This window comes from Rhizobium sp. MHM7A, from assembly GCF_005862215.1.
Lineage (GTDB): Bacteria > Pseudomonadota > Alphaproteobacteria > Rhizobiales > Rhizobiaceae > Rhizobium > Rhizobium bangladeshense.
This window is the reverse complement of the sequence record NZ_VCHT01000001.1, coordinates 363,748-386,113: the sequence shown is the minus strand read 5'-3', so window position 1 is coordinate 386,113 and position 22,366 is coordinate 363,748. Positions and strand designations below refer to the sequence as shown.

Sequence of the window (22,366 nt, the reverse complement as noted above, 5' to 3'; positions counted from 1 at the left end):
CAACCGTTAGCCGTACGCCCAGGCAAGCGCCTTGGCCGCATTCGGGGCGACGGGCTCAACCTTTGAAGACTCGATTATATCTGAGAAGTACGCTTCTAGTTCGCGGGCGATAATTGAATCGTTCACATATCCCGCTTGCCTGACAATTTTTTCGATTTCTAATCTAGCATTGATCAGCGCCAGGACATCGGCCTCATTGTCACAGATAAAGCCATTAAAGGGCTCCGAGCGCTTCAATAGGAGATCGTCCTTTCCACGGAGAACCCGCATAGTGTGGCAAGCACCAGCGTCATTGAAATGAAGCCTGATAGGCCACACTTGTATTTTCGACTTATCGTCGGCGGCATTTTCGACGTAAATAGGCGTTCCTGGAAACATGCTGCGATACGCGGTCATGGGCAGCGACATAACCATGTACTTCCCTTTGATAGCACTGGCGGTTATGGGGCGCTGCGAACGTACCATTTCTATCATTGCTTTGCTCCTCGGATGTTCTGCGAAGAGTCTAGCGCTTCTCAATGCAAGCCGTAAAAATGGCGATGCGACCGCCGATTACGTCGCTCGTCGCCAAACGCCCGACCAACACTTAAGGCTTGCACCATGCGCCTCGCTTTGATCTGATACTGAAGACGCTTGAAAGGACTTGCCGTGCACATCGAAGACCTCGGCTTCATCGCTAAAAATCAGGATCAAATCAAGGAATCTGTGAACACCCAGCAGCGCTACGGTGTGTTCCTGGACGCCTGGAAGCGCAAAGAAGGCTACAAGGGTTCGATGAGCTTCGGAAAGAAGGCAAATATCGAGTATCTCCTCCGCGACTACTACGATAACGGCGTGCGGAAGCAAAAGGTGCTAGGCCAGCGCTCACCTGAAACTGAAAAAGTGCTGGCAGACTATCTCGCGGGCAGAGAGGATGCCGAACAACGGCTGAAAGCAGCTCAAGCGAACGTTGCACGCCAAGCCGGTATCAATCGTGCACTTGGCCTCGGTCGCGTTCCCGCGATAGGCGCAAAGATCATCAGAGCGGTGGACAAGGCGGGCCTTCTCGGCAAGGGGGTCAAGGTTATCGGCACGAACGCGATGTTCGCTTATGAAGCCATCACTGAGGTCTATTTCCCCCAGTCCGTGACGTCGACAGAGGACATCGACATGATGTTCGACGCGCGGGCGAAGATCAGGTTCGCCTCTGCGGACGAAACAACTGCGCCGACCATCATCGGCCTTCTACAGCAGGTCGACAGGTCTTTCATCCGAGCCCCAAATCGCTTCTCTGCCAACAACAACGATGGATACATCGTCGATCTGGTCCGTCCGCAAATCAACCCACCGTGGAAAGACCTTCCTTCCAGCATCAGCAACAATTCAGACGACCTCGAAGCCATACAAATCGGCGGCCTGTCGTGGCATGAGAATGCTCCAAGCTTCGAAGCTGTCGCCATCGACACGCGAGGTGAGCCCGTCAGGATCGTGGCTCCCGATCCCAGAGCATTCGCGGTGCATAAGCATTGGCTTTCAAAGCAGCCAGACCGGCGGCCGGACAAACGCGCCCGAGACAGATGCCAAGCAGCGCTTGTCGCAGCAATGGTTGCTCAGCATATGCCGCATCTGCCATTTGATCCTGACCAGATGAAGTCTTTCCCCCGAAAGGTCGTCGAAGACGCCGCTCACCTCTTCGCGGCCTCGGCAGACCCTGCAGACCAGTTTTCATTCTAGGTTGTTTCAGCAATTTCGTTGAATATGCACTTTGATTGCTGAACTATCTGATTTTACACGATTGTACCGTGGATTATGGAACTTAAACGCTACCTTAGCGAGCTTTCCAGAGATTTTCAGCAAAACAAAGGCAACTGCCTCGCAACTGCTGAACTAATTGTTTTTGCTCGATAAGATGCATTGTTATGGAACTCGACCGGTAGCCGAACATGACCGGATTGACAGTTATTGAAACTGTCTTCCATCCTGTTTAGCACCATCCCCTCGCGCGAGGTCTTCCATGCACAAGCGAAACATCATCAATCTTACTGATCCCCGTCTGCGCCAAATCAGCGAACCGGTTTTAGTTTTCGATGCCGCTCTCCAGGAACTCGCCAAAGACATGATCACCGAAATGGAGCGGGCGAGGGGTATTGGACTTGCGGCTGTGCAACTTGGCGAACTCAGGCGCGTAATCGTTACCTGCGCTGCGAACAGCGATGGGAATGGGACGACACACGTGCTCGTCAATCCAGTGATCACAAGTCGTTCGGAAGACCGCACGGAAACAAGCGAAGGGTGCCTTTCAATTCCTGGGGTGAGGTTGGCCTTTAGCAGACCTTCAACCATCACTGTTGACTACGTCGATTTAACCGGGGCCCCACACACCCTCGTGGCGACAGGGATGCTTGCGACATGCATCCAGCATGAAATCGACCACTTGGATGGAATTCTGATCCTTGATCATGTGTCCAAGCTCAGGCGTGACCGTGCCATTACTGCGTTCAAAAAAGTCTCGCGAATGAGGTAATCTAATTTGTTGACATTATGCGTTTCGGTCATTAAATCCTTGGAAGAGAATTGGAACCAAGGAGTTCATGGTGGCGAATACCAACTTTGCAGAGCGCGTTTATTCTCACAATTGGAAGATCGATCCGATTGTGCGGTCGCTGTTCGATACGGATTTCTATAAACTCCTTATGCAGCAACTGATCCTCGCGAAATTTCCCACCACCAAGGTGAAATTCCGCCTGGTCAATCGCACGAAGGCCGTTCGCCTTGCCGATATCATTCCGATGGAAGAACTCCGCGCACAGCTTGACCATGCCCGCACGATCAGGTTTGAGAACAAAGAACTGATCTGGCTGCGAGGTAATACCTTCTACGGCCGCACCAACATGTTCAAGCAGGAATACATCGATTACCTGCGAACCTATCAGCTCCCGGAATATTCCTTGTCGGTCGAGGACGGCCAGTATGTCCTGGAGTTCTACGGCAACTGGGCTGATGCCATGCTCTGGGAAATCCATGCGCTGACCATCATCAATGAGCTTCGCGCTCGTGTCGCGATGGCGGGGATGTCGCGATTTGAACTCGATGTCCTCTACTCTCGCGCAAAGGCGAAGCTGTGGGGCAAGGTTGAGCGTCTGAGAACACTCAAAGCTGAAGGCCTCGGCCCGCTGAAGGTTACCGACTTCGGGACACGGCGCAGGCATGGCTTCCTCTGGCAGGAATGGTGCATCGAGGCTCTTCAGGAAGGCATCGGTGAATCCTTCACCGGAACGAGCAACGTAAAGCACGCTATGGAGCATAACCTGGAAGCAATCGGCACCAATGCCCATGAACTTCCGATGGTCATGGCTGCACTCGCCAACAGTGACGAAGAGCTGCTCCATTCCTCCTATAAGGTTCTGGACCTTTGGGAAGAGTTTTACGGCGGCAACCTCCTGATCGCGCTTCCTGACGCATACGGCACCACCGGATTCCTGCGACGGGCACCGAAGAAGCTCGCAGATTGGCTCGGCTTCCGACCGGACTCGAAGGAGCCCATGGAAGGCACGCAGGAAATCATCGACTGGTTCAAGAGCCAGGGCCGCGATCCTCGTGAAAAGCTGGTCATTCTGTCGGACGGGATGGAAATTGACAGCATCGAGGATACGTTCAGGCACTTCGCCGGTCAGGTTCGACTTAGCTACGGGTGGGGGACAAATTTGACCAATGATTTCAAGGGCTGTTCCCCTATCGGTAACGACGCCGACTTCCGCTCGATCTCGCTCGTCTGCAAAGTTGTCGAGGCGGATGGCAAACCGGCAGTGAAGCTCTCGGACAATCCTTCGAAGGCAATGGGGCCGGAAGCCGAGGTGGAGCGTTATCTCCGCGTATTCGGCACGGAAGGAATGGTACGACACAATGTCGTCGTCTAAAAACGGTTGAGCCGGAGGAACTGTCAAGTTCGCTCCGGCTCAAATTCAATCAAGCGCTGTCCAGGGCTTGTCGATTTACTTGTCTGAGAATGTCCAGACCATGGCTGCGATCCAGCCAATGACAGTCCAACCAACGACAACGTTGAGCAGACCGATTAGCCCCACCTTTTCGTGCTTGCGCACGATAGCTGTGAGCGTCGGAACCATATAGACGAGCAAGCCGCCGAAAATTGCGAGATACCAGAGAACGAGAGTCCCGAAATCCATTTTATTTTTCCTTAAGGTTATGGATGGCTGACCCTTATTCCAGCTCGATTTTTAAACGGCCGCTAGTCCCTTTTTCACAGGGACGTGAAGGAATTTCTTAAAATATTTTGACTCCGGGGTGGTTAAATCCATTGACTTTGCATTCTTCTTCAATGGACGGCTTCTGGTTCGCTAGCTTCAACCGCAGCAAGAGGCTTGCGCCAAGAATTGCGTGGGCCTCTGAACGATAACCATCGAAGCCCTCTGGCCCAACCACAGGCTTCGGGGGGACGACTTTATGCTGTTCATCAGCGAGATCGAAAACATACCCGAGTGACGATCCAGCGATTTTGCACCCGTCATCCCGCGAAATCTTGCGCGCAACTCTTAGCGCTGCTTCTTGATCATTCTGCCTGTAGGCAACCAGGAAATCCTTAGCTGCATCGACGCCGTATTCCTTCTTGATCTTCTCGAAAGCCGGTGAGACATGCAAACCAGCGCCCGGCGTAGGCAAAGCGGTCATGAAATCCTCAAGCGGATCGGTGGAAAATTTACTCATACACTCGCTCTCCATCTAGCGTGATGAGCAAATATGGACATCGGCGAACGCAAGACGCAAAAAGCGCCGCCTTTCGGCGACGCGCAACCTTTACCCGCACTGCTCGCTTGAGCTTACGACGACGCTTCGATGTCGGAAAGCTCTGCACCTGGGAACAAGCAGACTTCCTTGCTCCAGTCGCCGTCTTCTCGCGCTTGTCGCGTCCGGATCAGGTCAACCTGATCGTCTGCGACGGTCGCGCTGGCAATTCCAGCTCCCGCGACAATGTCCGCAGCATTCGCGGTCCATCTGCGATCTGCTGCGCCAACACTCGATAGGGCGGCACCGACTTCATCGTCTGCCAACTGCGTGTATATCTTCATATTCAACACCTCTCACGTGATAGAAGCTTCCATATGGCCTGCAAGGAGCCTTCATATCTAAGAACTCCTTTAACATGAAGATTGTTTACGAATTGTAAATCGGAGCAAGCCAGGAATTCCTTACATTGTTCGTTGCGGTTCTTTCGCCGAAAGTAGGTGAGCAAGGGGATAGCTCAATGGACATCCAATCTCGCCTTAGAAATCGCATATTGATCGCAACCCTGGGGGTATCAGTCGCTACGGGCGCAAACGCCTTTCCCCGAGTCAACATCAATGTAGCACATCAACCGATAGCGCCCTGGTCCGATCAGGCTAACCCGGTAAGCCTGCGGGAATGAGCGCTAAACCGGTTTCCAGGCTTGCATTCGTTTCGAACCCAGACGTCGAGGCGATCCTGGTCGAAACCGAGGTTCTTGACGCGGACGCGTTCCAGCTGACGTTCGATCTGGTGGAGATCGTCAGCAAGGATGGAACGATCACCGCACGCGGCGACCCCGGGATTTATGGCAGGAAACTTCTTGAGGGGCGCTCAGAAATTCGCATCGCCAGTCTCCCCATGTCATTCAGAAGAACCTACGAGATCATCCCCAAGCGCCTTTCAAGCACTCAGGCGTGAGACACCTTTGCATCTTCCCAGTCCATTAGTGCGCGCTTTACTGCTCGCAACCTTACGGCTGCCCGCGCATTCACATGTGATATGTGGGAAATGACCTCGTCGGCCCAGCACAGCATTTTCCAGATCACCATGAACCCGACATAGAGGCCGACAAACGCTGAAAACAGGGAGGCGAAAGGCGAGCCGAATCCCTTGTTGTACAAATCATAGGACACGGTTGCTGCGGCAATCAGTGGAAGGAAAAGCATAAGGCCGTTGAAAGCAGCTTTGGCAAAAAATCTCGAAATCTGCATGCGAATAATACCAGGAACAGTCATAACCTGGCACTCATGATGCAGACTTATACATGAACGCGAACTGAAGGGATTGTGGTGTTTTCAAGGAGTTATTGCGGCGCAGTGAGAAAACTATGCCGCAATTACATCAAATCAATTGCGTTGGAGACGCAAACGTTGGAATTTCAGATTCCCGGCGATGTACTGACGTTTGGACCGAAGAGAAGAAAGTCGCCATTGATAGCGCTTCCAGAGCTTCTTAATCCATCGCTCTGACCGGCCGAAATACAGGACATGAGCCTCAAGGTCGCTGTTCTCATCTTGAAATTCAGCAATTTCTCGCTCGACAGATGAAAGGTCTTCCTCCAACGAGACGATCTGCACTTCCGGATCGATCTTTGCCAATTCTGCGCTTGCGAGGAGAAATTCCATAGCGGCGACGAACTCAGCACGACTTTTCGGCAATGAAGTTTCCGCACCCACGGAATTCGCCCATCGATCAAAATAGCCGTCGCAAATCTGAAGAAGACCAAGGTGGGGCAGGGCGCGAAAATGCCTGACGGGACTTCCACAGCCTTTTTTCAGGTTTCTGCGAACACCGTATCCTGTCCCGCTCTGCGGATCGAAAGCGACGCCATATTCACGGAACCAGTGCACCATTGTCTTAGGCAGCCGAGCTTCCTCATCGACAGCGTCACGCGAGCCATAACGCACCTGGATGCGAAGGTTATTCTGCAAGTTGCTCATGCGGTGTTCCTGTTTTGCAATTCAATGATGGCATGCAGGTACTCCTGGGGCGTTCTATTTTCGATCAAGAGCATAAGGCAACCGCCACTTGCCGGGTCCACCGGATTGATGCCCTGGTAGATCAAGACATTTCCGACTTGAGCCTCACTCGCGATATCACGCAAGAACGAGACGCTTTCGGCGTCGCGAGCAGAGAGGATGAAGTTCTTCCGGTCCCAGGTGCCGTTGAGAGGTTTTTCGCGATCTGCCACTTCGGCAACGTAGCTAGGGCTCAAATCTGAGGGATCGCCGATAAGCAACGTCGCACGCAACTTCGTTTTCCGGCCGACACGCCATCCATAAACATAGCCTTCCTTTACCTGCAGGACCTGGTTATTACCAGGCGAAACCCGATAGCGTTCGAGACCAGCACTGTCCGGCTTGCCGCCTACGGAACGAAGAAGATCGTCGATACCCCACTGATGTTCTGCAACATAGTCAGCTCTCATCGAAACCGCATACGGGACGTCGAGCGTCCCTTTATAGAGGTTTACAAAAAAACTATCTTTCATGTCGGCGCGCTCTATTCAATGGCACAATTTCTACAGCTTCGAATTTACACTTACGCGGATTAATGTCAACATTAATGACGATTTGCAATGCCCCGGTTTTCCATCTAAATAGACAGGGACGAAGGAGTTGCTCAATGTCAGACGATATTTTCGGGATCACCCTATTGATCCTTTGTGCCGCGATAGTGTTCTGCCCACCAAAATACGACCCCGCTATCCGGCTTAAGGAGATGAATGAAAAGTGGTCTCGCCGAAAGCGCGACCACAACTGAAGACTACCGAAAGGCCGTCATGACGGCTTCTGCATCGTGTTCGGAGCGGACCGGGATAGCCTTCCGGTCCAGCTCGAAATGCGGATTTGTCGACCAGCTTCTTCCAGTTTCCGGCCCACTGGATCGGCACTCCCAGCGCGTTTGCAGCGGCCTCCATCGCATCGCGGATAGCATCAAACCCCTTCATGTCTTTGAAGTTTGGCCTACCGCGACTATCCGTCGGGACCAGGTCAATGGCCGGGTCCCGCACCGCATTCCTCCGTATCAGAAACTTTGAGCCTTGCGCCCTAACGTTCAAGTAGGCCGAACAGATAGCAGTTCCAATTCTCGATGGCCGCTTCGAAGAAAGCACGCCCTTCAGCTTCATCGTCAAAAATCCGGTCACTGACTTCAGCATCCGCAAACCTGACTAAAAACTTCGGCTGCGTACCATCGCCGTCGTAACACGGCTGGCAATATACAGGCCGACCATCAGAAACCCGCATGGAAGAACTGCTCGAACTGGGAGCTGCTTTTTTGATGATATCTCCTCTGATCAGGCCTCGCGACAGCAAATCCATGACCAGATCAGCGACCTCATCGACTTGTGAATCGTCAGTGAGGATGCAGCTCCGACGAAGCTCTTCTTCCAACAGCAATCGCCCGGTCATGAGGTCTTTCCATAATCAGTTTCCTTCAATTCTTGTCGATATTTCCCGTATTTCAAAATGCCAAATCGTCAATCCTGGACAGCTGTGACAACTCTCCTTAACTTGTTTGCGGAAACGGGCCAATCGTGCGTTTAATTCCACAACTGGTTTTTGCCGTCCGCAGCTAGGCTGCAAGAGGAAGGAACCTCACCTCCGGTTCCCAATCCTTGAAGTAGGGATTGGTCTCCCTTGGATCAGACGGCGACCCTCGTCTCCGTTTATTTCGCTCAATCTGCTCGTCAACGAGCATATTGAGGACAGCCTTTTATCTTTCGCTGGGAGAGCGCAGCCGCAACCCTTAGCTTGACCCTTTTAGGGAAGGGGAACGTGACAGATTTACCGGATGAGCGATAAGGACAGGCAGCCTGCCTGGAAGCTGCCTGTCGACGAGGAACACCGGCTGATGTGGCACCTGGTCTCGCCAGCCAACCTTGCCGTCACCGATAAACCTGACGAAGCACACCCCTAGCGTCGAGAGCGCTCGCGCGCTCGACGCTCATTCCGGGCCTGGGAATTTTCCCACTGCATGGACTGATGCGCCGCGTCCATCGGCATGATTTCCATCGTTTCAAACGAAAGACTGTCGAATGTTGCGGCTAAGGCATCGTCGAGGTGATCAGCTGCCAAGGGCGAGTATGCAAGATAAACGAAGCTCTTCTCGCCACCACTTTCCTTTACACACCTCTTGTAAACCGCATCCTCCATTGCGACGAAAAGCTGGTCACACTCAGGATCATCGATCTCCGCACCACGCTGTCTATAGGCCAGCACAAGAGCATCGTCGCCTTGTCCAAATTTCAGGAATGGAATGCCTCCCTGGAAAGAAGAAATAATTGCTCTGACTGCTTTAAACCTTTGTTCCTGGGTTGCCATCTACATCTCGCTAGAATTTTGGTTTGGCATATGCTCGCCGCAAGGATCGACAATTACAAGTAAGCGAGCAAAGAAAATGGGCCGTCTCAGCGGCCCATTAAACCTTACCCCAAAGCCTCACAACGAAGTTGGGAGGTTCCAGCCTCATACCGCCGCAGGTTCCCCATCCGCATATCCTTATGCCTGGGGCAATTACCGTTCGCCTTATGCGGTTTACACATCAGGCAGCCGCTGCGGCGGTTTTTAGGTCGTTTACGCTTATGATGCATTTCAGCCTCCGAAAAACCGGTGCGCCCCTATGGCGCACGCGTATCTTTCGGAATTCCTGATTTCTCTTCATGGAAGTCGCTCCATTCCCTGCGCTGAACAATATAGACCCGTTAAACGTGAACGCGCAATGCTCACATTTTATTGATGTATGCAGCCCGACATTCCACCAAAAATCCAGGTTTGTTCCATTTCCGTTCGTGTCAGTTTTAGGATACGCTAATTCAGTCGCTCACCCTAAAGCTTATTAAATATCTCTGGGTGCACCTGTCTGAAATAGGACATCACCTTCGCGACAGAATTCGAATTTAGACCAAAGGAGACGCCGATCTTCCCGTTCTTGATCCATCTTACCGAACCTTCGATAGCCCCGATCTGGGCACAACGAATTATCAAGGTCGCTCCAACCGGGGGGATGAAAATCTCTCGAACTTCCAGGCGCAAGCCAGTTTTCGAAATATCCAGAATCTTACCCTCAACCCTGCGACCCTGCAGCTCAACGGTCACCAGCACACGCGAATTGATCCTCACGGCGCGTCGGTGCTCACCCTTTGGAATTGCTACTTGGGAAGATGCCTGCATAAATCACCTGTCACCGCACCTGCGGTTCTTTGGCTCCAAGGAGTGCCGTTGAAAACTCATTGCTCTTGGGTCAGAAAACTCATTTTTCCTGGTGAGCACAAACAAAAATAAGTTGTCGCAAGGAGTTTTCAACCAAAGGGAATCCGAGTGGTTACTAAGTCTTTAACCAGTTTCAGGCCGCTCTGAAACGCGAATTCCTTTGTTCAAATGCCGCCGCTGTTGTCAGGCTCAATTCGAAGCAAACCCAAAAGGAATTTCAATGTCTCTCTCCCACGAAAAAGCTCATGGACCTGGCCTCGGCCGTCTTCCAATGGTATTCGCTTCCCGATTATATTGTTGTCGAAGACACAAGTGGTTTTTCATCAGAGACCACGTCTACGACCGTCGATCTCAGCAAGCCGGTATTCTACTACAACAAAGAAGGTGACCACTTGCTCCACACCGACGACTACAATACGTCAACCGCCGATTTCAACATCAAGATTGAACTCGAAACCGGCGAGATCACCGACGCCTACTTCATCACGCAGAGTGGTGGTAACATTCTGGGCGAGTTCACTGAGGATAACCGGCGCGAGGCTTACGAAGGTGCTGGACTTGCAGACCTCTTGCGGCTCACCTGCGGCTCAAAACGGGTCGTAATAAAGATGAACAAAGAGAGGGGGCACAAACGGTTGCCCCCTCAAGAAATTCTCATCGAATTTATTCAACCGGCTCCGGCGTCTGATTTCGAACCTTGAGGACTTCAATGGCTCGACCGTTTGTTTGAACGATTTCGAACTCGATACCATTATCGTCCACCACCTTTTCCCCCACCTGCGGCTGATGCCCAAGGTGATGGAGAATGTAGCCTGCCAGCGTATCGTAGCGATTTTCGTCGTCGACCAGGTCTGCGCCACCAAATGCTTTGGTGAACTGCCTGATCTCGATCCAGCCGCTCACTGTCCAGCTGCCGTCCGAATGCTGTTCCAGCTGAGGCTGCTCATCATCCTCGTCGGGAAACTCACCGGCGATGCTCTCCAGGATGTCCGTGAGCGTCACGATACCTTCCAGAGCGCCATACTCATCAAGAATAAAGGCGACCTGTTCAGCCTTGCTCTGCATAGCGTTTTTCAGCTTGAGAACACTCATGCGCTCATGAGCGACGAACGGCGGAGACATTACAGATTCGATATCCAGCGCCCGACCAGAAGCGATAAGACGCAACACATCCATGGTTTCGGCGATGCCGACAAAGTTGTCGATGCTACCGTTCGCAATCGGCATTCGCGAATATTCAAATGCCAACACCTTTTCCCTGATTTGCTCTTCGGAATCTGTGAGATCGATAAAAGCAATTTCCGTGCGATGGGTCATGATCGATGTGGACGGACGCTCAGCAAGTTGCAGAACTTCCTGGATCATCGACTTTTCCTGATCACTGAAGAGTGCGTCCTCGCCATTCTGTTCGGCAATCATCGCGGCACCTTCGCCAAGAGGGACCTGAGTGTTTTGTCCCCCGAGCATCGCAAGGACGACATCCATGGTGCTTTCGCGCATGTCCCGCTTCTTAATAAAGCGAGCCTGCCCACGCTTGGCGAGCTGATTGAACACCTCGATCAACACCGAGAACGCAATTGCAGCGTAGAGGTAACCCTTCGGAATGTGGAATCCGAACCCTTCGACAACGAGCGAGAAGCCGATCATCATCAAGAAGCCCAGGCAGAGCACGACAACGGAAGGATGACGGTTCACGAATACCATCAGCGGACGGGCAGCAAGCATCATGACGCCCATGGCAACAATGACACCCAGCATCATGACCGGCAAATGGTGGACCATGCCTACAGCAGTGATAACGCTATCGAGTGAGAACACGGCGTCGAGCACAATAATCTGGATAATCACCTGCCAAAAGATCGCATGTCGAAGCCCCTTAGCCTCATGGTGATGCGCTGGCTCCAGGCGTTCATGCAGTTCCATGGTCCCCTTAAACAGCAAAAAGAAGCCACCAAGGAGCATGATGAGGTCCCTGGTTGAAAAGTCGTGCCCAAAAACTGAGAACAAAGGATTCGTCAGCGCGACAATGTAAGACATCAGCGACAACAGGCCGAGACGCATCAAGAGAGCGAGGGTCAGGCCGAGGTTGCGAGCCTTTGCACGCTGCTCTGGCGGAAGCTTTTCCGCGAGAATTGCAATGAAAACGAGATTGTCGATACCAAGGACAATTTCGAGAAGTATAAGGGTCGACAAACCGACCCAAACAGTGGGATCGGAAATCCACTCAAACATTTATGTTCCAAAGACGGCCCAATGCCGTTCCTTTCCAGATTGCCTATGTTACACGGGAATTCCATGTCGCCAAGACATTTTGCGATTATTTCCTTTCCATCCCTTATCGGGTCAACTAAATCGACGCAACGCCTTATGCGAAACTCACGGGACAAAAGGTGTTCTTATGCGAAACTGACGGACAAAATCGGCTGAGCGACCCTTCTTATGCGAAATTTCTTCACAAAATTCCTCGGCCGAGCGGATATCTCCTTGCAATTTCGAGAAACAAGCATTTTTTAGAAGGTAAGGCTCATCCGCGCGCAAGGAGTTCAAGGTGAACAAACCGCAGTCTTCGATCTATCGTATCGGTCTTTGGGTATTCCATGCCCTGGTCGCCACCATCCTTGTTGCGGATGCTATCGCCAAGCCGATCTACAAACCCGTAATTGCTTGGGCTGCCAACCTAAAGGTCATGGCAGCGCTAGAAGCCCAGATTCGACGAATGCCGCGTTTCGCGGTTCTTTTGCTTTTCGCCGTTCCCTTTGCCGTGGCCGAGCCGCTGAAGCTTTACGCCCTAGTCCTGATGGCCAGCGGCTATTTTCTCGTTGGTCTCGTGCTTCTGGTCTTATCCTACCTGATCACGTTCATTCTCGTGGAACGCATCTATCATGCGGGCAGGGACAAGCTTCTCACCTATGGCTGGTTCAGCTGGTGTATGAGCCATGTCTCATTTGTTCGGGAAAAAGCCATCGCTATTCGCGATCAGGTCTCAGCAGAAGCAAAGCGTGTATTCGGCTCTTTCTGGAAGTCACCGCCTCGCCAGTGAACGTGAGGTCTGCACAGGCCTCATCTCCCACCGGTCCACGATACGTTTACCAAGCTCCAGAGTCTCCCGCTCTGGGGCTTCCAATTTTTTGACGGCGTCATTATTCACGGAATCCAGAAACCTCTGAATAAACGTGCACATGCTTGTTGCGACATGGGGCGACATCTTACCCCTCGCAGCCTTCAAGCCATCCCTGAGATCGTACCACGCATCTGCAGTCGGCCTGGAAACGAGGGGCAGCAACTTGCCCGCATCCTCTGTGAACTGCTTCACACCCCGCTTGACTTCTTCCAAATCTGTAGAAGGCGTGAGAGCCTCTGGCTTGAAAACGCGGAGGTCCGAAAGGGTCACTGTGATGGCTTTGGGCTTCCAATTCGCAGCCATAAACTCCAGCGCGCTCTCATATTCACAGAAGCTGAAGATCATTTCGTAATCCGCCGTGCGGTATTCGGCCTTGCGACCTAAACATAGCCGAGAACCAGTAGGCTTATTGCGAACAACCAGACACGGCTCCGATATTTCGCTCCACAGCATCCCGTCTACGAACAGGAAAGGGGCCACTAAATCGCGGACCCGCCTCAACTGAATATCGAGATCATCACTCTGCAACGCGAAACCATCCGGAGGCAATACCGCCTGCACCGCATATCCGTTCCAGCCTTTGGCGGCGCTCACGGCACGGTTGTAGCCGTCGAACATATGATCCAGGTTTTCACCCAGAATGGTTTGGCGAGAACCCCGACCCAGCATCTGGTAATAAAGGTCCTTAGCGACTATGGGATGAGTGAAATCCCGGGAGGAGGGTGCCTCCTTCTGGCGCATGGGACTGTAGAATTTGCCGTCAACCATGATCAATCTGGCGAGCGACGGACTCTGCGCGAAATCATCAAGCCAGGTTTTCGCCGCTTTGTAGGGGACGATTTCCACTGCCGCGCTCGCCGAACGCCAATTCTGATGCCATTCGGCGATCAGGTGCACATCCTGTGAGCTGCACTCCTCAATTTCCACCTCCAGCAGATGACACCCGCTGAATGGGCGCGGGTCTGCGGTCCTTGCGTTCTGGCGATAAATTTTTCCCGAGTACCCAACAGGCAATGTGATTTTCATGCTCTCACCCCAAACTCCTAGACGGATCGTATGTGGGAAAGCTGCAACCTACACCGCGCAGTACGATCCGTCTCCGGTCAAATTCATGTAGAAGTGGATGTCGGCACAATCGAATTCGCCTTCCGGGCCGGTATAGAAACTGTCATCACCCACGCCATCCCAGAGCTTGCGCAGGTCCTCCTTGGAAAAACCCCGAAACAGGTCCTTTACACGCTGTGTTGCGAGTTCTGCGCGGATCACGTCACCTAAAGCCTGGCTCAGCGGGTGGCCCATTATCAATCTCCTCATCAGGAATAAGTCTGACAAGAGTTGTGTTGCGCACGCTCGCTGTCAATCGACATTTTTCTCGATTTCCGCCTTGCGGCCCTTGCCAGAGAGAATTCCTTCGCTCACCATGGGATACGAGATGCAGGCATGCTCTCTTTTTCGGGGCGCGAATGCGCCGCCAAGTAGACCCTCGGACAGGCAGTGCAGTGCCGGTTCCACCTCTGCACAGGAATGGGGTCTTGATTACGGGTGATAGGCGTAACCAGATGCCTCTGTCTGAATGCAGGACATGCGCTGGGAGGCGATACGGAGTCCGGTCGGCAAAGATCGGCCGGACTACCAACTCCCTAAGAGACTGTGATCTTCTCCGTTCCCAACACACCGATGTTCTTAACACGCCTCAGCGCTGAGGTGATCGCACTCTTCACCCGGACAACGCCGATGCGGAAGGGCTTATCCTTCCACCTTGCGTGTTTGGTGACCCAAGTCATTCCCATCAGCGGGTTGCCGTCCTTATCAAACCCATGCCCGTTCGGAGCCAGGCGGCGATAGTATCCGTCAACTTCCACTCTAAACCTTGGTGGCGTGAAGCTCTTTGGCTTTGATCCGCCGGTAGGCCCGTAATCAAGCGTCGAGACCACCCTGGTCTGGATGCGCATGATCGGCGGAGCCTTCAAGGCATATTTAGCTCTCTGGTCTTTCGGGTTTGCGAGCTGCGTCTTCATTTCCTGTTTCTTGACGAACTGGACCCTGGCAGCGAAATAGGCAGGCAACGCAAAGGCAACCTCAGCGACTTCGAAAAGCAGCTTGTCTCGTTCAATATGAGCCATTGCCTTATCAACCAAACGTCGTGCCGCGTCATCGACGTCATATAGATCGGCCAAGCGTTCCTCGAACTGGTCGGTGAAGACCGCCTGAGTGATCGTCCAGTCCCGCGTACTGGCTCTTATCTCATGTGACTGCGTTGATAGATCGAACATTCCAAAGGAAGAACAGTCCCAGACGCCTGGCGCTCCCGGCAGTGCGCGAGCCGTCGGGTTCAAGATGTCGCGGATCATCTCATCGGGAGCAGTCGGGTTGGCAGCACGAACTTTCTTTTCACCTTTCGCAAGTTCAGCGCGCCGAGCCGCCGTCACTTCCGCAAGGTCTACGACATATCCGCCACAGGACTGCCAGTAGAGATGGTTACCATGACGAATGAGCGCGATACCGAGCAGGATGATCGGATCACCGTCCTCCTGCTCGAATACCACGTCCTTCGGATCGGTCAGTATGCTATAATTATGGATGACGCCTTCAGGGAGCGCCTGCAGCTTTGCGATGGTGGCTTCCTTGATGGCGGGGTCGGAAGCAAATGCAAAGAAGTCATTCGCATCGAATGCGTGATCCCGCTCTGGCCTCAGACGCAGGATTGTCCCAATGGCGCATTCCTCTGGGAGAACAAAGGCGCGGAAAACATCCCATAGATTGCGAAGCGGATAGTCCGAGCCCCGGATGGCGTCGTCGTTAGCCATTTCCAGAATGCGGCGTAATTGCTGGTCCATCGGATAACCAGCTCCGGACAGCTGATCCGCTGCCATCATGTTGTCGACGCGCTTCTTGTCTTCCTGCAAAAGCTTCAGGGCAGCTTTTCGCTGGCGCTGGTCCAGATGACCATCAGAACTACGCAGTAACCGGTCTAATTTTGCCTTCGACATTCAAGCCTCCGTTGCCCTTCACATACACCGAAAGGCAAAAGAGGTCGAGAAGGTCAGGCCGTTTTCACCCGACTAACGCGGCCGAACTTGAACGAACGCTTTGTCATCCGGGTGCCGAATAATCACCTCATAGTCAATGCAGGTTTCCCCATTGAGCTTGAAGTACCAGGATGACTGATCTTCGTTACTAACTTTGTCCTTCACAGGCTCGTAACCGGAGCCTTGCATCCGCTCAATGAACTTCAAGGCAACGTCTGGTGTAACCTCCAAAGGAAGCGCCAGCTTCGGCATTAGGTCGAAAATCCTATAATCATCGAAAATAGCCGCAAACGCTGCTTTCCATCCCTCGACGAAGGCTTCAGATGCACCCTCCGGAACAGCATTATCTCGAATTTCTTTGACTGCAGCGATTTGCGAACGAACGGACATATCGACCTCTAAAATTTTCTCCTCATCAGATAGAGAACGGCGTTGGACTTTGTAAGAGCCAAATTGCTGGATCGAGTGTCCGGCAAGACCATCTGGCGGCATACATGACACGTTGTTGATGGAGATGTAATCGATGGACATTGTCAAACAGCTTCGAACCAGAGCCGAATACGAAGAGAACGGTGCTGTGATCGGCGAGGCCATAACCAGGATGAATGATGATATTGCCGGGTTGCTCCGACACGCGGCTGACCTTATCGAGGAATTTGTCCCGGATATCAGGCGGGAAGTAGATCAGTGGGTCCATTGCGGGCAATAAAAAACCCGCAGACCGGGACCTGCGGGGTGCCAAGTGACTACTTGACGCGTATCAATAGGTTGCGCCGCCCCGACTGACGGCGCAACCCCTTTCATGCAGCTTATTCAGCTATCGCCCAATTGTGCGGCTGATCCAATCACACGCAAGGAATTACAAATCCTGGCGAACGAATGAAATTCCGACGTCGATCAACGCAAGATTTTGCAGCCGCACCAGGGCTTGCGGTTTATCGGCTAGGCGCGACTTGAGAACCGATCCATGATACGAACGATGAAATATTCCTTGAGCAGATGATCACCTTACCTTTCCCCGATAACTTGGTGACGATCCCTTCACCACTGATGGCGCTGTTGAACATTGAGCCAAGCAATCCGCTCGATTTATTGGTGCTTAGTGCAAGCTCGTAGCGCAGATTCGAGTCCCACGCGACAACATGCGTGTTATCAATCGTGGTCGGACTATCAGGGGGAGTGTCGACGTCCAAGGTGAAAGTTGTGCCGAAACCCGAGACGGCCAACAGACCTTCCCCTTCGGTCTGCCCAATGAAAAAACCACCAGTCCCGCCGAACAACGCCCGGCCAACAGACTGCATACGCATCTTCACTGAGACCGCCGAAGCTGACGCCAGGAAGGCACCGTCGTTCAGGAAATACTGTCTCTGTCTGTCGCATTCCAGAACTTCGATATTCCCAGGAAGCGTCGGAGACAGAAGAGTCTCTCCGTTCCCGCGATTTGCTTTAATCGACTGCGTAAAGAAGGACTCGCCATTTGTCAGCTTTCGCCCGATGGCTGAGAAAAAGCCGCCCTTCATCTCACCCTTGAGGTCGAGATTGCTTTCCATCATGACCATCGCACCAGATTCGCAGTTAATTTCTTCGTCAAGGCCCAGCGACACGTGAAGGAGATTATCTCCGTCACCTACAACATTAAACTTCATTGCGATCTTGCTCAGATTTCCTTACCAACAAGGCTGAGCCAAATTTCTTTCTCCATCAAGGCCTTTTAGACGGGCCATGTAAACGACCCACGGGTCAAGGCGGAATTCTTCAGAGGACTTTGGAAAACTCCGCTTTGGCCTGGAAGCAGTTTTTGGTATGTTGCCAACAACATCGCCAGAATGACCTTATAGTTGTTTTATCCGCAGGAACCGCCATGACCACCTCAGCCGCACCACAATCGATGGAAGAAATTAAGGAGCGAGCCCTCAGTATATTTGAGGCAGCGTTCGATAACGCCGAGTGGCTGACCTTACGGGAAGCGCGCGACACGCTCAGAAATGCCGTAAGCGATGTTGCCGCGCAAATCGACGTTACCAGCTTCATGATCGCAAACCCGGACGTATGGGAACTCCCCAGCCTGTCGATGAGTGGCTTCAAGCCGTCGTTGCGAGGCGCTGTCATCGAGGCGATAGCGACAAATATTGTCCGCGAGATGCCTGGATATGCTCAGGACCGGTTCAACAGTCAGTTCGATACCAAACTTGAAGTCGTACTGAAGTCTCTCGTCGATACCGCCCTGACCAGCTTTGATCGTCGACCCGGCAGCGGGGAGAACGGCCACGACCTGTACAACAGCTTGTGCGGCCTTAAAGTCTCGCTGAGCGACGGCCTAGATCGCCAATTGGTCCGGGATTCGATCAGGATTCTGTCTGAGTTTCGCGACGAACTGCCCGGTTCAGCCTTCCTATCGGCAGGGGTCAGCAATTCCGTCATGAGCACCGTCGACAGCCTGAAAACCGTTCTTGACGACGAGAACAAGGTCGACGAGCTGTTCCCTCCATTTGCACCGTCCATGTAAGAGAAAAGCCCGCTGGCATCATGCCGAGCGGGCTTTTCTCAGGGTCCCATTAATCGTTACATCGAAGGAGCGAGCGTTTCGCGCTTGAGATCGATGCCGACCTGCTCCATTGCCTGCAGCGAGGCCTTTCTCGGCCTGGTGTGACCTGGCAGGGTAACGTCTAACTCGACTTCAACAGCCGAGATGTGAGACATAAACTCATCATTCTCGGCGACCTCTGCCTCGTCGTCGCTCTCCGTCTTGAACCATTCCATCGCGTTATCTTCATCACCAAAAGCATGGGCTCCTTTGGCTAGCCGATCCTCGTCTGCGTTGCTCGACCAGATGTAAACCGGGCCCGCTTGCCACCCCATGAAGGCACCCAGCTCATCATGAACAAGAACCCAGCCAACGGGCACTGGTTCGCGGACAACGCGGTTTTCAGGATCGAAACGGCCCAGATGCTTAGCATACTCGAAGGCGCTCTCCTTAAGGACCTGATCCTCATCCTTCATCCAGCGAGCCTTCAAGAAGCCATCTTCGAAAGCCTGGCGAGCATCTTCATCCCAGATGGAGAGAAGGGGATCGTTCCGGGCTTCGTCCGATTTCAGATACAATGCGACGTGCAGCCGGTCGCGCTCTGCCCAGACTGTGAGCGTGGTGTCTTCGAGGCGGATATCCTGTTCGGCCATGTCTTTCTCCCGAATTATCTCATAGACGATGACGCATGCGCTTGCATTACACCAAATAGCGCCCACACGCACTTCACTTCAAATCACCTCGGAGTTCCCAAGGTGATCCATGACACTTTTCCATCGCCGCCGCCAAATTTCCTTGTCTGCCATTTGGAGGATGGGTTTCCGAGTACAGAATCAGCTCACGAATGAAGGTTTCACGCGTTAGACCCGGTCACTGCCATCGATTGATTCTTAAAAGTAGATTTTCATGCAGCTTTTCTAGTCTTTGCTCGCCTGTACCGCGAGAAATACACGCAGTGGTCGATGTAAATTAACCGTTCCCAAATTTTCCAGCTGACTGCTTCGCTAGGAACTTTATAAATCAAGAACCTTCTAATATACATTTGCCCTCCAAAATTCAATACGTTAACCCCTCCATCAACCTATTCGCCATATTAATTCCGCATTCGCCGCACAAAAATCAAACCCTTGCCAAAACGTAAAAAGCCGATAGAAACCACCCCTAAGAATGTTGGGGTATTTATGAGAAGAAGGCCAGAAATGCTGATTCCGTTCCGCATACGGACATTTGCGGTTCGCATCCCTCGAATCTGTTTGCGGCCGTATGCCGCACGACATCTGTATAACTCTGTGTAGAAACCATATTGTGCTGTGCCACTGACGACTACGAGCGACATCGAGCTTGAAAATGAAACCAGCCGTCGGCTGACGGCAGCCCTGTACCAGGGGCAAAAGACCTCGGGATTCGGCTTTATTTGCCATGCGTTTGGCTGCGTCGCCGCTTGGTTCGCGACCGACGACCCGATTTACTTTGCGTTATTGGCTTTCATCACAGTTGTCTTTGCTGTTCGGATGAGCGAATTTCGCCGTTTTCACAAAGCCTACAAAGCATTCGACGGTTTGAATGAACGCAATCCCGCGAAACACTGGGAGTTTCGCTTCCTGCTCGCGGTATCGCTGATGGCGGTCTGGATCGGCCTTCTGAGCGCTTACTCAGCACTTTATCATACCTACAACGCTGCGACGATGATCGCCATCGGCATAAGTTTCGGCACGCTGATTTCCATTGTGGCTCGAAATTCGGGTTCCAAGGTTCTCATCGACGTGTTCATGTGGGTTGGCTCGCTCCCTCTGGGCATTGCCCTTGCCGGGATGGGCATAGCTCGGGAAGACATCGCCCTCGTCCTGACGGGCGCGCTCTTCATTCCCTTCGTCCTATCGACGCGGACGATGGCACAAACGGTACGAGAAATATTCTCACGCAGCGTCAGCTCGGGTTTGATGTACGAATCAATGGCGGGCGCGTTTGAAGCCGCCATTCGGAATCAGCCGAACGGCATGATTATGTTCAATGCAGATGATCGCATTTCAGTTATTAACCCGCGAGCCTTATCTCTTCTCTCGATAGATAACGTCGAAGAGGTGAGGGGGATTTCCTTCCGACAGCTATTGGACCTTGTTTATGAAAAGAAGGAATTCGATTTCGCTGCATTTTCGCCGATCCGCGATCAGCTCACGCAGTTCTACATGGAAGCAAATCAGTCTCTGCTCGTCGGTTTTCCGGACAGTACACATCTAGAATTCAACCTCGGTAACGCTGCTGGCGGAGAAGAACACATCCAGTTCGTCGGCAAAGTGGTGACGCTCCAAGATGTCACTGAGCGTGAAAAAGCCAGCCAAAAAGTCCAGACACTCGCCAATTATGATGGACTGTCAAACATCCCCAGCCGACGCCATTGGAACGAGCAAGTTCTCCAGGCAGCAGGTTCGCTTACAGCAGGTGAATCCATCGCGATCTCAGTCTTCGACATCGACCGGTTCAAGCTCATCAATGACACGATGGGCCACAGCACCGGCGACGTGGCAATTCGCTTGGTTGCCAGCAAACTCCAGGAAATCAAAGACCCGCGTGCATTGTTCGGCAGATATGGTGGTGACGAATTCGTGTTGGCGTTCTGCGGTCTGAAAAAAGAGGACGATGTCTCTGAGTTGTTCGATGATGCTTTCAACCGCATCAATTCCACCTATGTGATTGGCGGTCAGAAGGTCGAGATAACCGTATCCGGTGGCGTCTACATCCACAAGGAAGGCGACTTCTCACTTACAGAGGCGATTTCTAAGGCCGACGATGCGCTTCGGAAAGTGAAGCAGAACCCAGTGAAGGCTTGGTCGCTCTTCACCCGGGACATGGAACTAGAGCATTCGCGCAGTGTCACCATGAAGGCTGCAATCAAGGACGCTATCGCTGGTGGCGAATTCAAAGTCGTCTATCAACCAATGTTCTCTCCTGACGGTTTGATGTTCGATTGCTGCGAAGCTTTGGCTCGATGGGAACACCCAGAACTTGGAACGATCAGCCCAGGCGAATTCATCAAGATTGCGGAAGATGTCGGCGCAATCCACGCTGTTTCGCAGGCGATCCTTCTCCAAGCTTGCATTGATTGCAAAACCTGGCCGTCTGACACCGCAGTCTCGGTGAACCTTTCCACGCTTGACCTGGCTCATCCAGAAGTGCTGCCGATGGTGAAAAACTGCCTTACGGTGACAGGACTGGAGCCAAGCAGGCTCCACATCGAGGTAACCGAAACCGTTCTCCCGATGGACTTTGATCGGATCGCGAAGACGCTTCACTCGCTACGCAGCCTGGGGATCAAAATCGCTCTGGACGACTTTGGCACCGGGTATTCGAGCCTGAGTTATCTGAATGAACTGAAGCTCGATAAAGTAAAGATCGACCAGTCATTCGTTCGAAATGTGCATGTGGACCCCCAGGCCCGAAAGCTCTTTAATGCAATCGTGAGCCTGTCCGCAGAAATGGAGTTCGACATTGTAGTTGAAGGCGTTGAAACGACCGAACAACTCGATGTCGTCAGAGAATCCGGCGCAATTGACCGGGTTCAGGGATACATCTTCAGCCGACCCGAGACGTCGGAAAAGATCATCGAAAGACTAAACGTTAGCGGCCCCACACCAACGCCTCTGGGCAATGGCAAGTTCGTCAAGCTTGATCACTTTCGAAAAAAACGCAGATAGGAGAACACGGCGGCCCGGTAGGCTCC

26 protein-coding genes are annotated in these 22,366 nt (G+C 52.6%); 10 read left to right on the top strand and 16 right to left on the bottom strand.

Annotation, left to right across the window (positions count from 1 at the left end; all coding sequences use genetic code 11):
* Nucleotides 1-6: 6 nt before the first annotated feature.
* Nucleotides 7-474 (bottom strand): hypothetical protein, encoded by a 468-nt coding sequence (locus FFR93_RS02270; RefSeq protein WP_138391741.1) that lies wholly within the window; start codon nt 472-474, stop codon nt 7-9.
* A gap of 174 nt (nt 475-648) precedes the next feature.
* On the opposite strand from FFR93_RS02270, the gene FFR93_RS02265 reads away from it, so the two are divergent.
* The 3 genes from FFR93_RS02265 to pncB all read left to right on the top strand — a co-directional run bounded on the left by FFR93_RS02265 (nt 649) and on the right by pncB (nt 3,896).
* Nucleotides 649-1,713: a nucleotidyltransferase domain-containing protein gene (locus tag FFR93_RS02265; RefSeq protein ID WP_246661271.1), complete on the top strand. Its 1,065-nt coding sequence runs from the start codon at nt 649-651 to the stop codon at nt 1,711-1,713.
* 280 nt (nt 1,714-1,993) lie between these two features.
* Nucleotides 1,994-2,503 (top strand): peptide deformylase, encoded by a 510-nt coding sequence (gene def, locus FFR93_RS02260; protein WP_138391740.1) that lies wholly within the window; start codon nt 1,994-1,996, stop codon nt 2,501-2,503.
* Between the two features lie 70 nt (nt 2,504-2,573).
* Nucleotides 2,574-3,896: a nicotinate phosphoribosyltransferase gene (gene pncB / locus FFR93_RS02255; protein WP_138391739.1), complete on the top strand. Its 1,323-nt coding sequence runs from the start codon at nt 2,574-2,576 to the stop codon at nt 3,894-3,896.
* A 75-nt stretch (nt 3,897-3,971) separates the two neighbouring features.
* Here pncB and FFR93_RS02250 read toward each other — a convergent pair whose 3' ends face one another.
* The 3 genes from FFR93_RS02250 to FFR93_RS02240 all read right to left on the bottom strand — a co-directional run bounded on the left by FFR93_RS02250 (nt 3,972) and on the right by FFR93_RS02240 (nt 5,063).
* A complete protein-coding gene (locus FFR93_RS02250) occupies nt 3,972-4,163 on the bottom strand; it encodes a superinfection immunity protein (RefSeq protein ID WP_138391738.1) in 192 nt (63 codons plus the stop codon).
* A gap of 97 nt (nt 4,164-4,260) precedes the next feature.
* The gene (locus FFR93_RS02245) at nt 4,261-4,701 is read right to left on the bottom strand and encodes a hypothetical protein (RefSeq protein WP_138391737.1); all 441 of its coding nucleotides are present in this window, start codon (nt 4,699-4,701) and stop codon (nt 4,261-4,263) included.
* Nucleotides 4,702-4,814: 113 nt separating this feature from the next.
* The gene (locus FFR93_RS02240; RefSeq protein WP_138391736.1) at nt 4,815-5,063 is read right to left on the bottom strand and encodes a hypothetical protein; all 249 of its coding nucleotides are present in this window, start codon (nt 5,061-5,063) and stop codon (nt 4,815-4,817) included.
* A 334-nt stretch (nt 5,064-5,397) separates the two neighbouring features.
* On the opposite strand from FFR93_RS02240, the gene FFR93_RS02235 reads away from it, so the two are divergent.
* Complete coding sequence (locus FFR93_RS02235) at nt 5,398-5,679, top strand: hypothetical protein (protein WP_138391735.1); 282 nt, start codon at nt 5,398-5,400, stop codon at nt 5,677-5,679.
* Here the strand turns inward: FFR93_RS02235 and FFR93_RS02230 are convergent.
* The 4 genes from FFR93_RS02230 to FFR93_RS02215 form a co-directional block, all read right to left on the bottom strand.
* On the bottom strand, nt 5,670-5,996 hold the full coding sequence (locus FFR93_RS02230; protein ID WP_138391734.1) for a hypothetical protein: 327 nt from the start codon (nt 5,994-5,996) through the stop codon (nt 5,670-5,672). The genes FFR93_RS02235 and FFR93_RS02230 overlap by 10 nt on opposite strands.
* Nucleotides 5,997-6,107: 111 nt before the next feature.
* A complete protein-coding gene (locus FFR93_RS02225; protein ID WP_138391733.1) occupies nt 6,108-6,701 on the bottom strand; it encodes a hypothetical protein in 594 nt (197 codons plus the stop codon).
* Nucleotides 6,698-7,252 carry a hypothetical protein gene (locus FFR93_RS02220; RefSeq protein WP_138391732.1) on the bottom strand — a complete coding sequence of 185 codons (555 nt, stop codon included), beginning with the start codon at nt 7,250-7,252 and terminating at the stop codon, nt 6,698-6,700. Before FFR93_RS02220 ends, FFR93_RS02225 begins: the two co-directional genes overlap by 4 nt.
* A gap of 559 nt (nt 7,253-7,811) precedes the next feature.
* Complete coding sequence (locus tag FFR93_RS02215) at nt 7,812-8,174, bottom strand: hypothetical protein (RefSeq protein ID WP_138391731.1); 363 nt, start codon at nt 8,172-8,174, stop codon at nt 7,812-7,814.
* A 382-nt stretch (nt 8,175-8,556) separates the two neighbouring features.
* Here FFR93_RS02215 and FFR93_RS41875 point away from each other — a divergent pair, with 382 nt between their 5' ends.
* Nucleotides 8,557-8,682 carry a hypothetical protein gene (locus FFR93_RS41875; RefSeq protein ID WP_281407896.1) on the top strand — a complete coding sequence of 42 codons (126 nt, stop codon included), beginning with the start codon at nt 8,557-8,559 and terminating at the stop codon, nt 8,680-8,682.
* Here FFR93_RS41875 and FFR93_RS02210 read toward each other — a convergent pair.
* Nucleotides 8,679-9,086, bottom strand: coding sequence for a hypothetical protein (locus tag FFR93_RS02210; RefSeq protein WP_138391730.1), 408 nt, complete (start codon nt 9,084-9,086; stop codon nt 8,679-8,681). The genes FFR93_RS41875 and FFR93_RS02210 overlap by 4 nt on opposite strands.
* 1,133 nt (nt 9,087-10,219) lie before the next feature.
* On the opposite strand from FFR93_RS02210, the gene FFR93_RS02200 reads away from it, so the two are divergent.
* On the top strand, nt 10,220-10,675 hold the full coding sequence (locus tag FFR93_RS02200) for a hypothetical protein (protein ID WP_138391728.1): 456 nt from the start codon (nt 10,220-10,222) through the stop codon (nt 10,673-10,675).
* Here FFR93_RS02200 and FFR93_RS02195 read toward each other — a convergent pair.
* Nucleotides 10,638-12,206 carry a TerC family protein gene (locus FFR93_RS02195; protein WP_138391727.1) on the bottom strand — a complete coding sequence of 523 codons (1,569 nt, stop codon included), beginning with the start codon at nt 12,204-12,206 and terminating at the stop codon, nt 10,638-10,640. The genes FFR93_RS02200 and FFR93_RS02195 overlap by 38 nt on opposite strands.
* 316 nt (nt 12,207-12,522) lie before the next feature.
* Between FFR93_RS02195 and FFR93_RS02190 the strand changes: the two genes are divergently transcribed.
* The gene (locus FFR93_RS02190; protein ID WP_138391726.1) at nt 12,523-13,014 is read left to right on the top strand and encodes a hypothetical protein; all 492 of its coding nucleotides are present in this window, start codon (nt 12,523-12,525) and stop codon (nt 13,012-13,014) included.
* On the opposite strand, the gene FFR93_RS02185 is transcribed toward FFR93_RS02190, so the two are convergent.
* The 4 genes from FFR93_RS02185 to FFR93_RS02170 all read right to left on the bottom strand — a co-directional run bounded on the left by FFR93_RS02185 (nt 12,997) and on the right by FFR93_RS02170 (nt 16,655).
* Complete coding sequence (locus FFR93_RS02185) at nt 12,997-14,121, bottom strand: hypothetical protein (protein ID WP_138391725.1); 1,125 nt, start codon at nt 14,119-14,121, stop codon at nt 12,997-12,999. The two genes, FFR93_RS02190 and FFR93_RS02185, sit on opposite strands and share 18 nt — an antisense overlap.
* Before the next feature lie 48 nt (nt 14,122-14,169).
* A complete protein-coding gene (locus FFR93_RS02180) occupies nt 14,170-14,394 on the bottom strand; it encodes a hypothetical protein (protein WP_138391724.1) in 225 nt (74 codons plus the stop codon).
* Between the two features lie 341 nt (nt 14,395-14,735).
* Nucleotides 14,736-16,085: a hypothetical protein gene (locus FFR93_RS02175; protein ID WP_138391723.1), complete on the bottom strand. Its 1,350-nt coding sequence runs from the start codon at nt 16,083-16,085 to the stop codon at nt 14,736-14,738.
* A 72-nt stretch (nt 16,086-16,157) separates the two neighbouring features.
* Nucleotides 16,158-16,655: a hypothetical protein gene (locus FFR93_RS02170; RefSeq protein WP_138391722.1), complete on the bottom strand. Its 498-nt coding sequence runs from the start codon at nt 16,653-16,655 to the stop codon at nt 16,158-16,160.
* On the opposite strand from FFR93_RS02170, the gene FFR93_RS02165 reads away from it, so the two are divergent.
* Nucleotides 16,648-16,833, top strand: a complete 186-nt coding sequence (locus FFR93_RS02165) for a hypothetical protein (RefSeq protein ID WP_138391721.1) — start codon at nt 16,648-16,650, stop codon at nt 16,831-16,833. The genes FFR93_RS02170 and FFR93_RS02165 overlap by 8 nt on opposite strands.
* 226 nt (nt 16,834-17,059) lie before the next feature.
* Here the strand turns inward: FFR93_RS02165 and FFR93_RS02160 are convergent, their stop codons facing one another.
* On the bottom strand, nt 17,060-17,770 hold the full coding sequence (locus FFR93_RS02160; RefSeq protein ID WP_138391720.1) for a TIGR00266 family protein: 711 nt from the start codon (nt 17,768-17,770) through the stop codon (nt 17,060-17,062).
* A gap of 215 nt (nt 17,771-17,985) precedes the next feature.
* Between FFR93_RS02160 and FFR93_RS02155 the strand changes: the two genes are divergently transcribed.
* A complete protein-coding gene (locus tag FFR93_RS02155; protein ID WP_138391719.1) occupies nt 17,986-18,630 on the top strand; it encodes a hypothetical protein in 645 nt (214 codons plus the stop codon).
* 56 nt (nt 18,631-18,686) lie between these two features.
* On the opposite strand, the gene FFR93_RS02150 is transcribed toward FFR93_RS02155, so the two are convergent.
* Nucleotides 18,687-19,301, bottom strand: coding sequence for a hypothetical protein (locus FFR93_RS02150; protein WP_138391718.1), 615 nt, complete (start codon nt 19,299-19,301; stop codon nt 18,687-18,689).
* Nucleotides 19,302-19,958: 657 nt separating this feature from the next.
* Between FFR93_RS02150 and FFR93_RS02145 the strand changes: the two genes are divergently transcribed.
* Nucleotides 19,959-22,340, top strand: a complete 2,382-nt coding sequence (locus FFR93_RS02145; RefSeq protein WP_138391717.1) for an EAL domain-containing protein — start codon at nt 19,959-19,961, stop codon at nt 22,338-22,340.
* Nucleotides 22,341-22,366 lie beyond the last annotated feature (26 nt).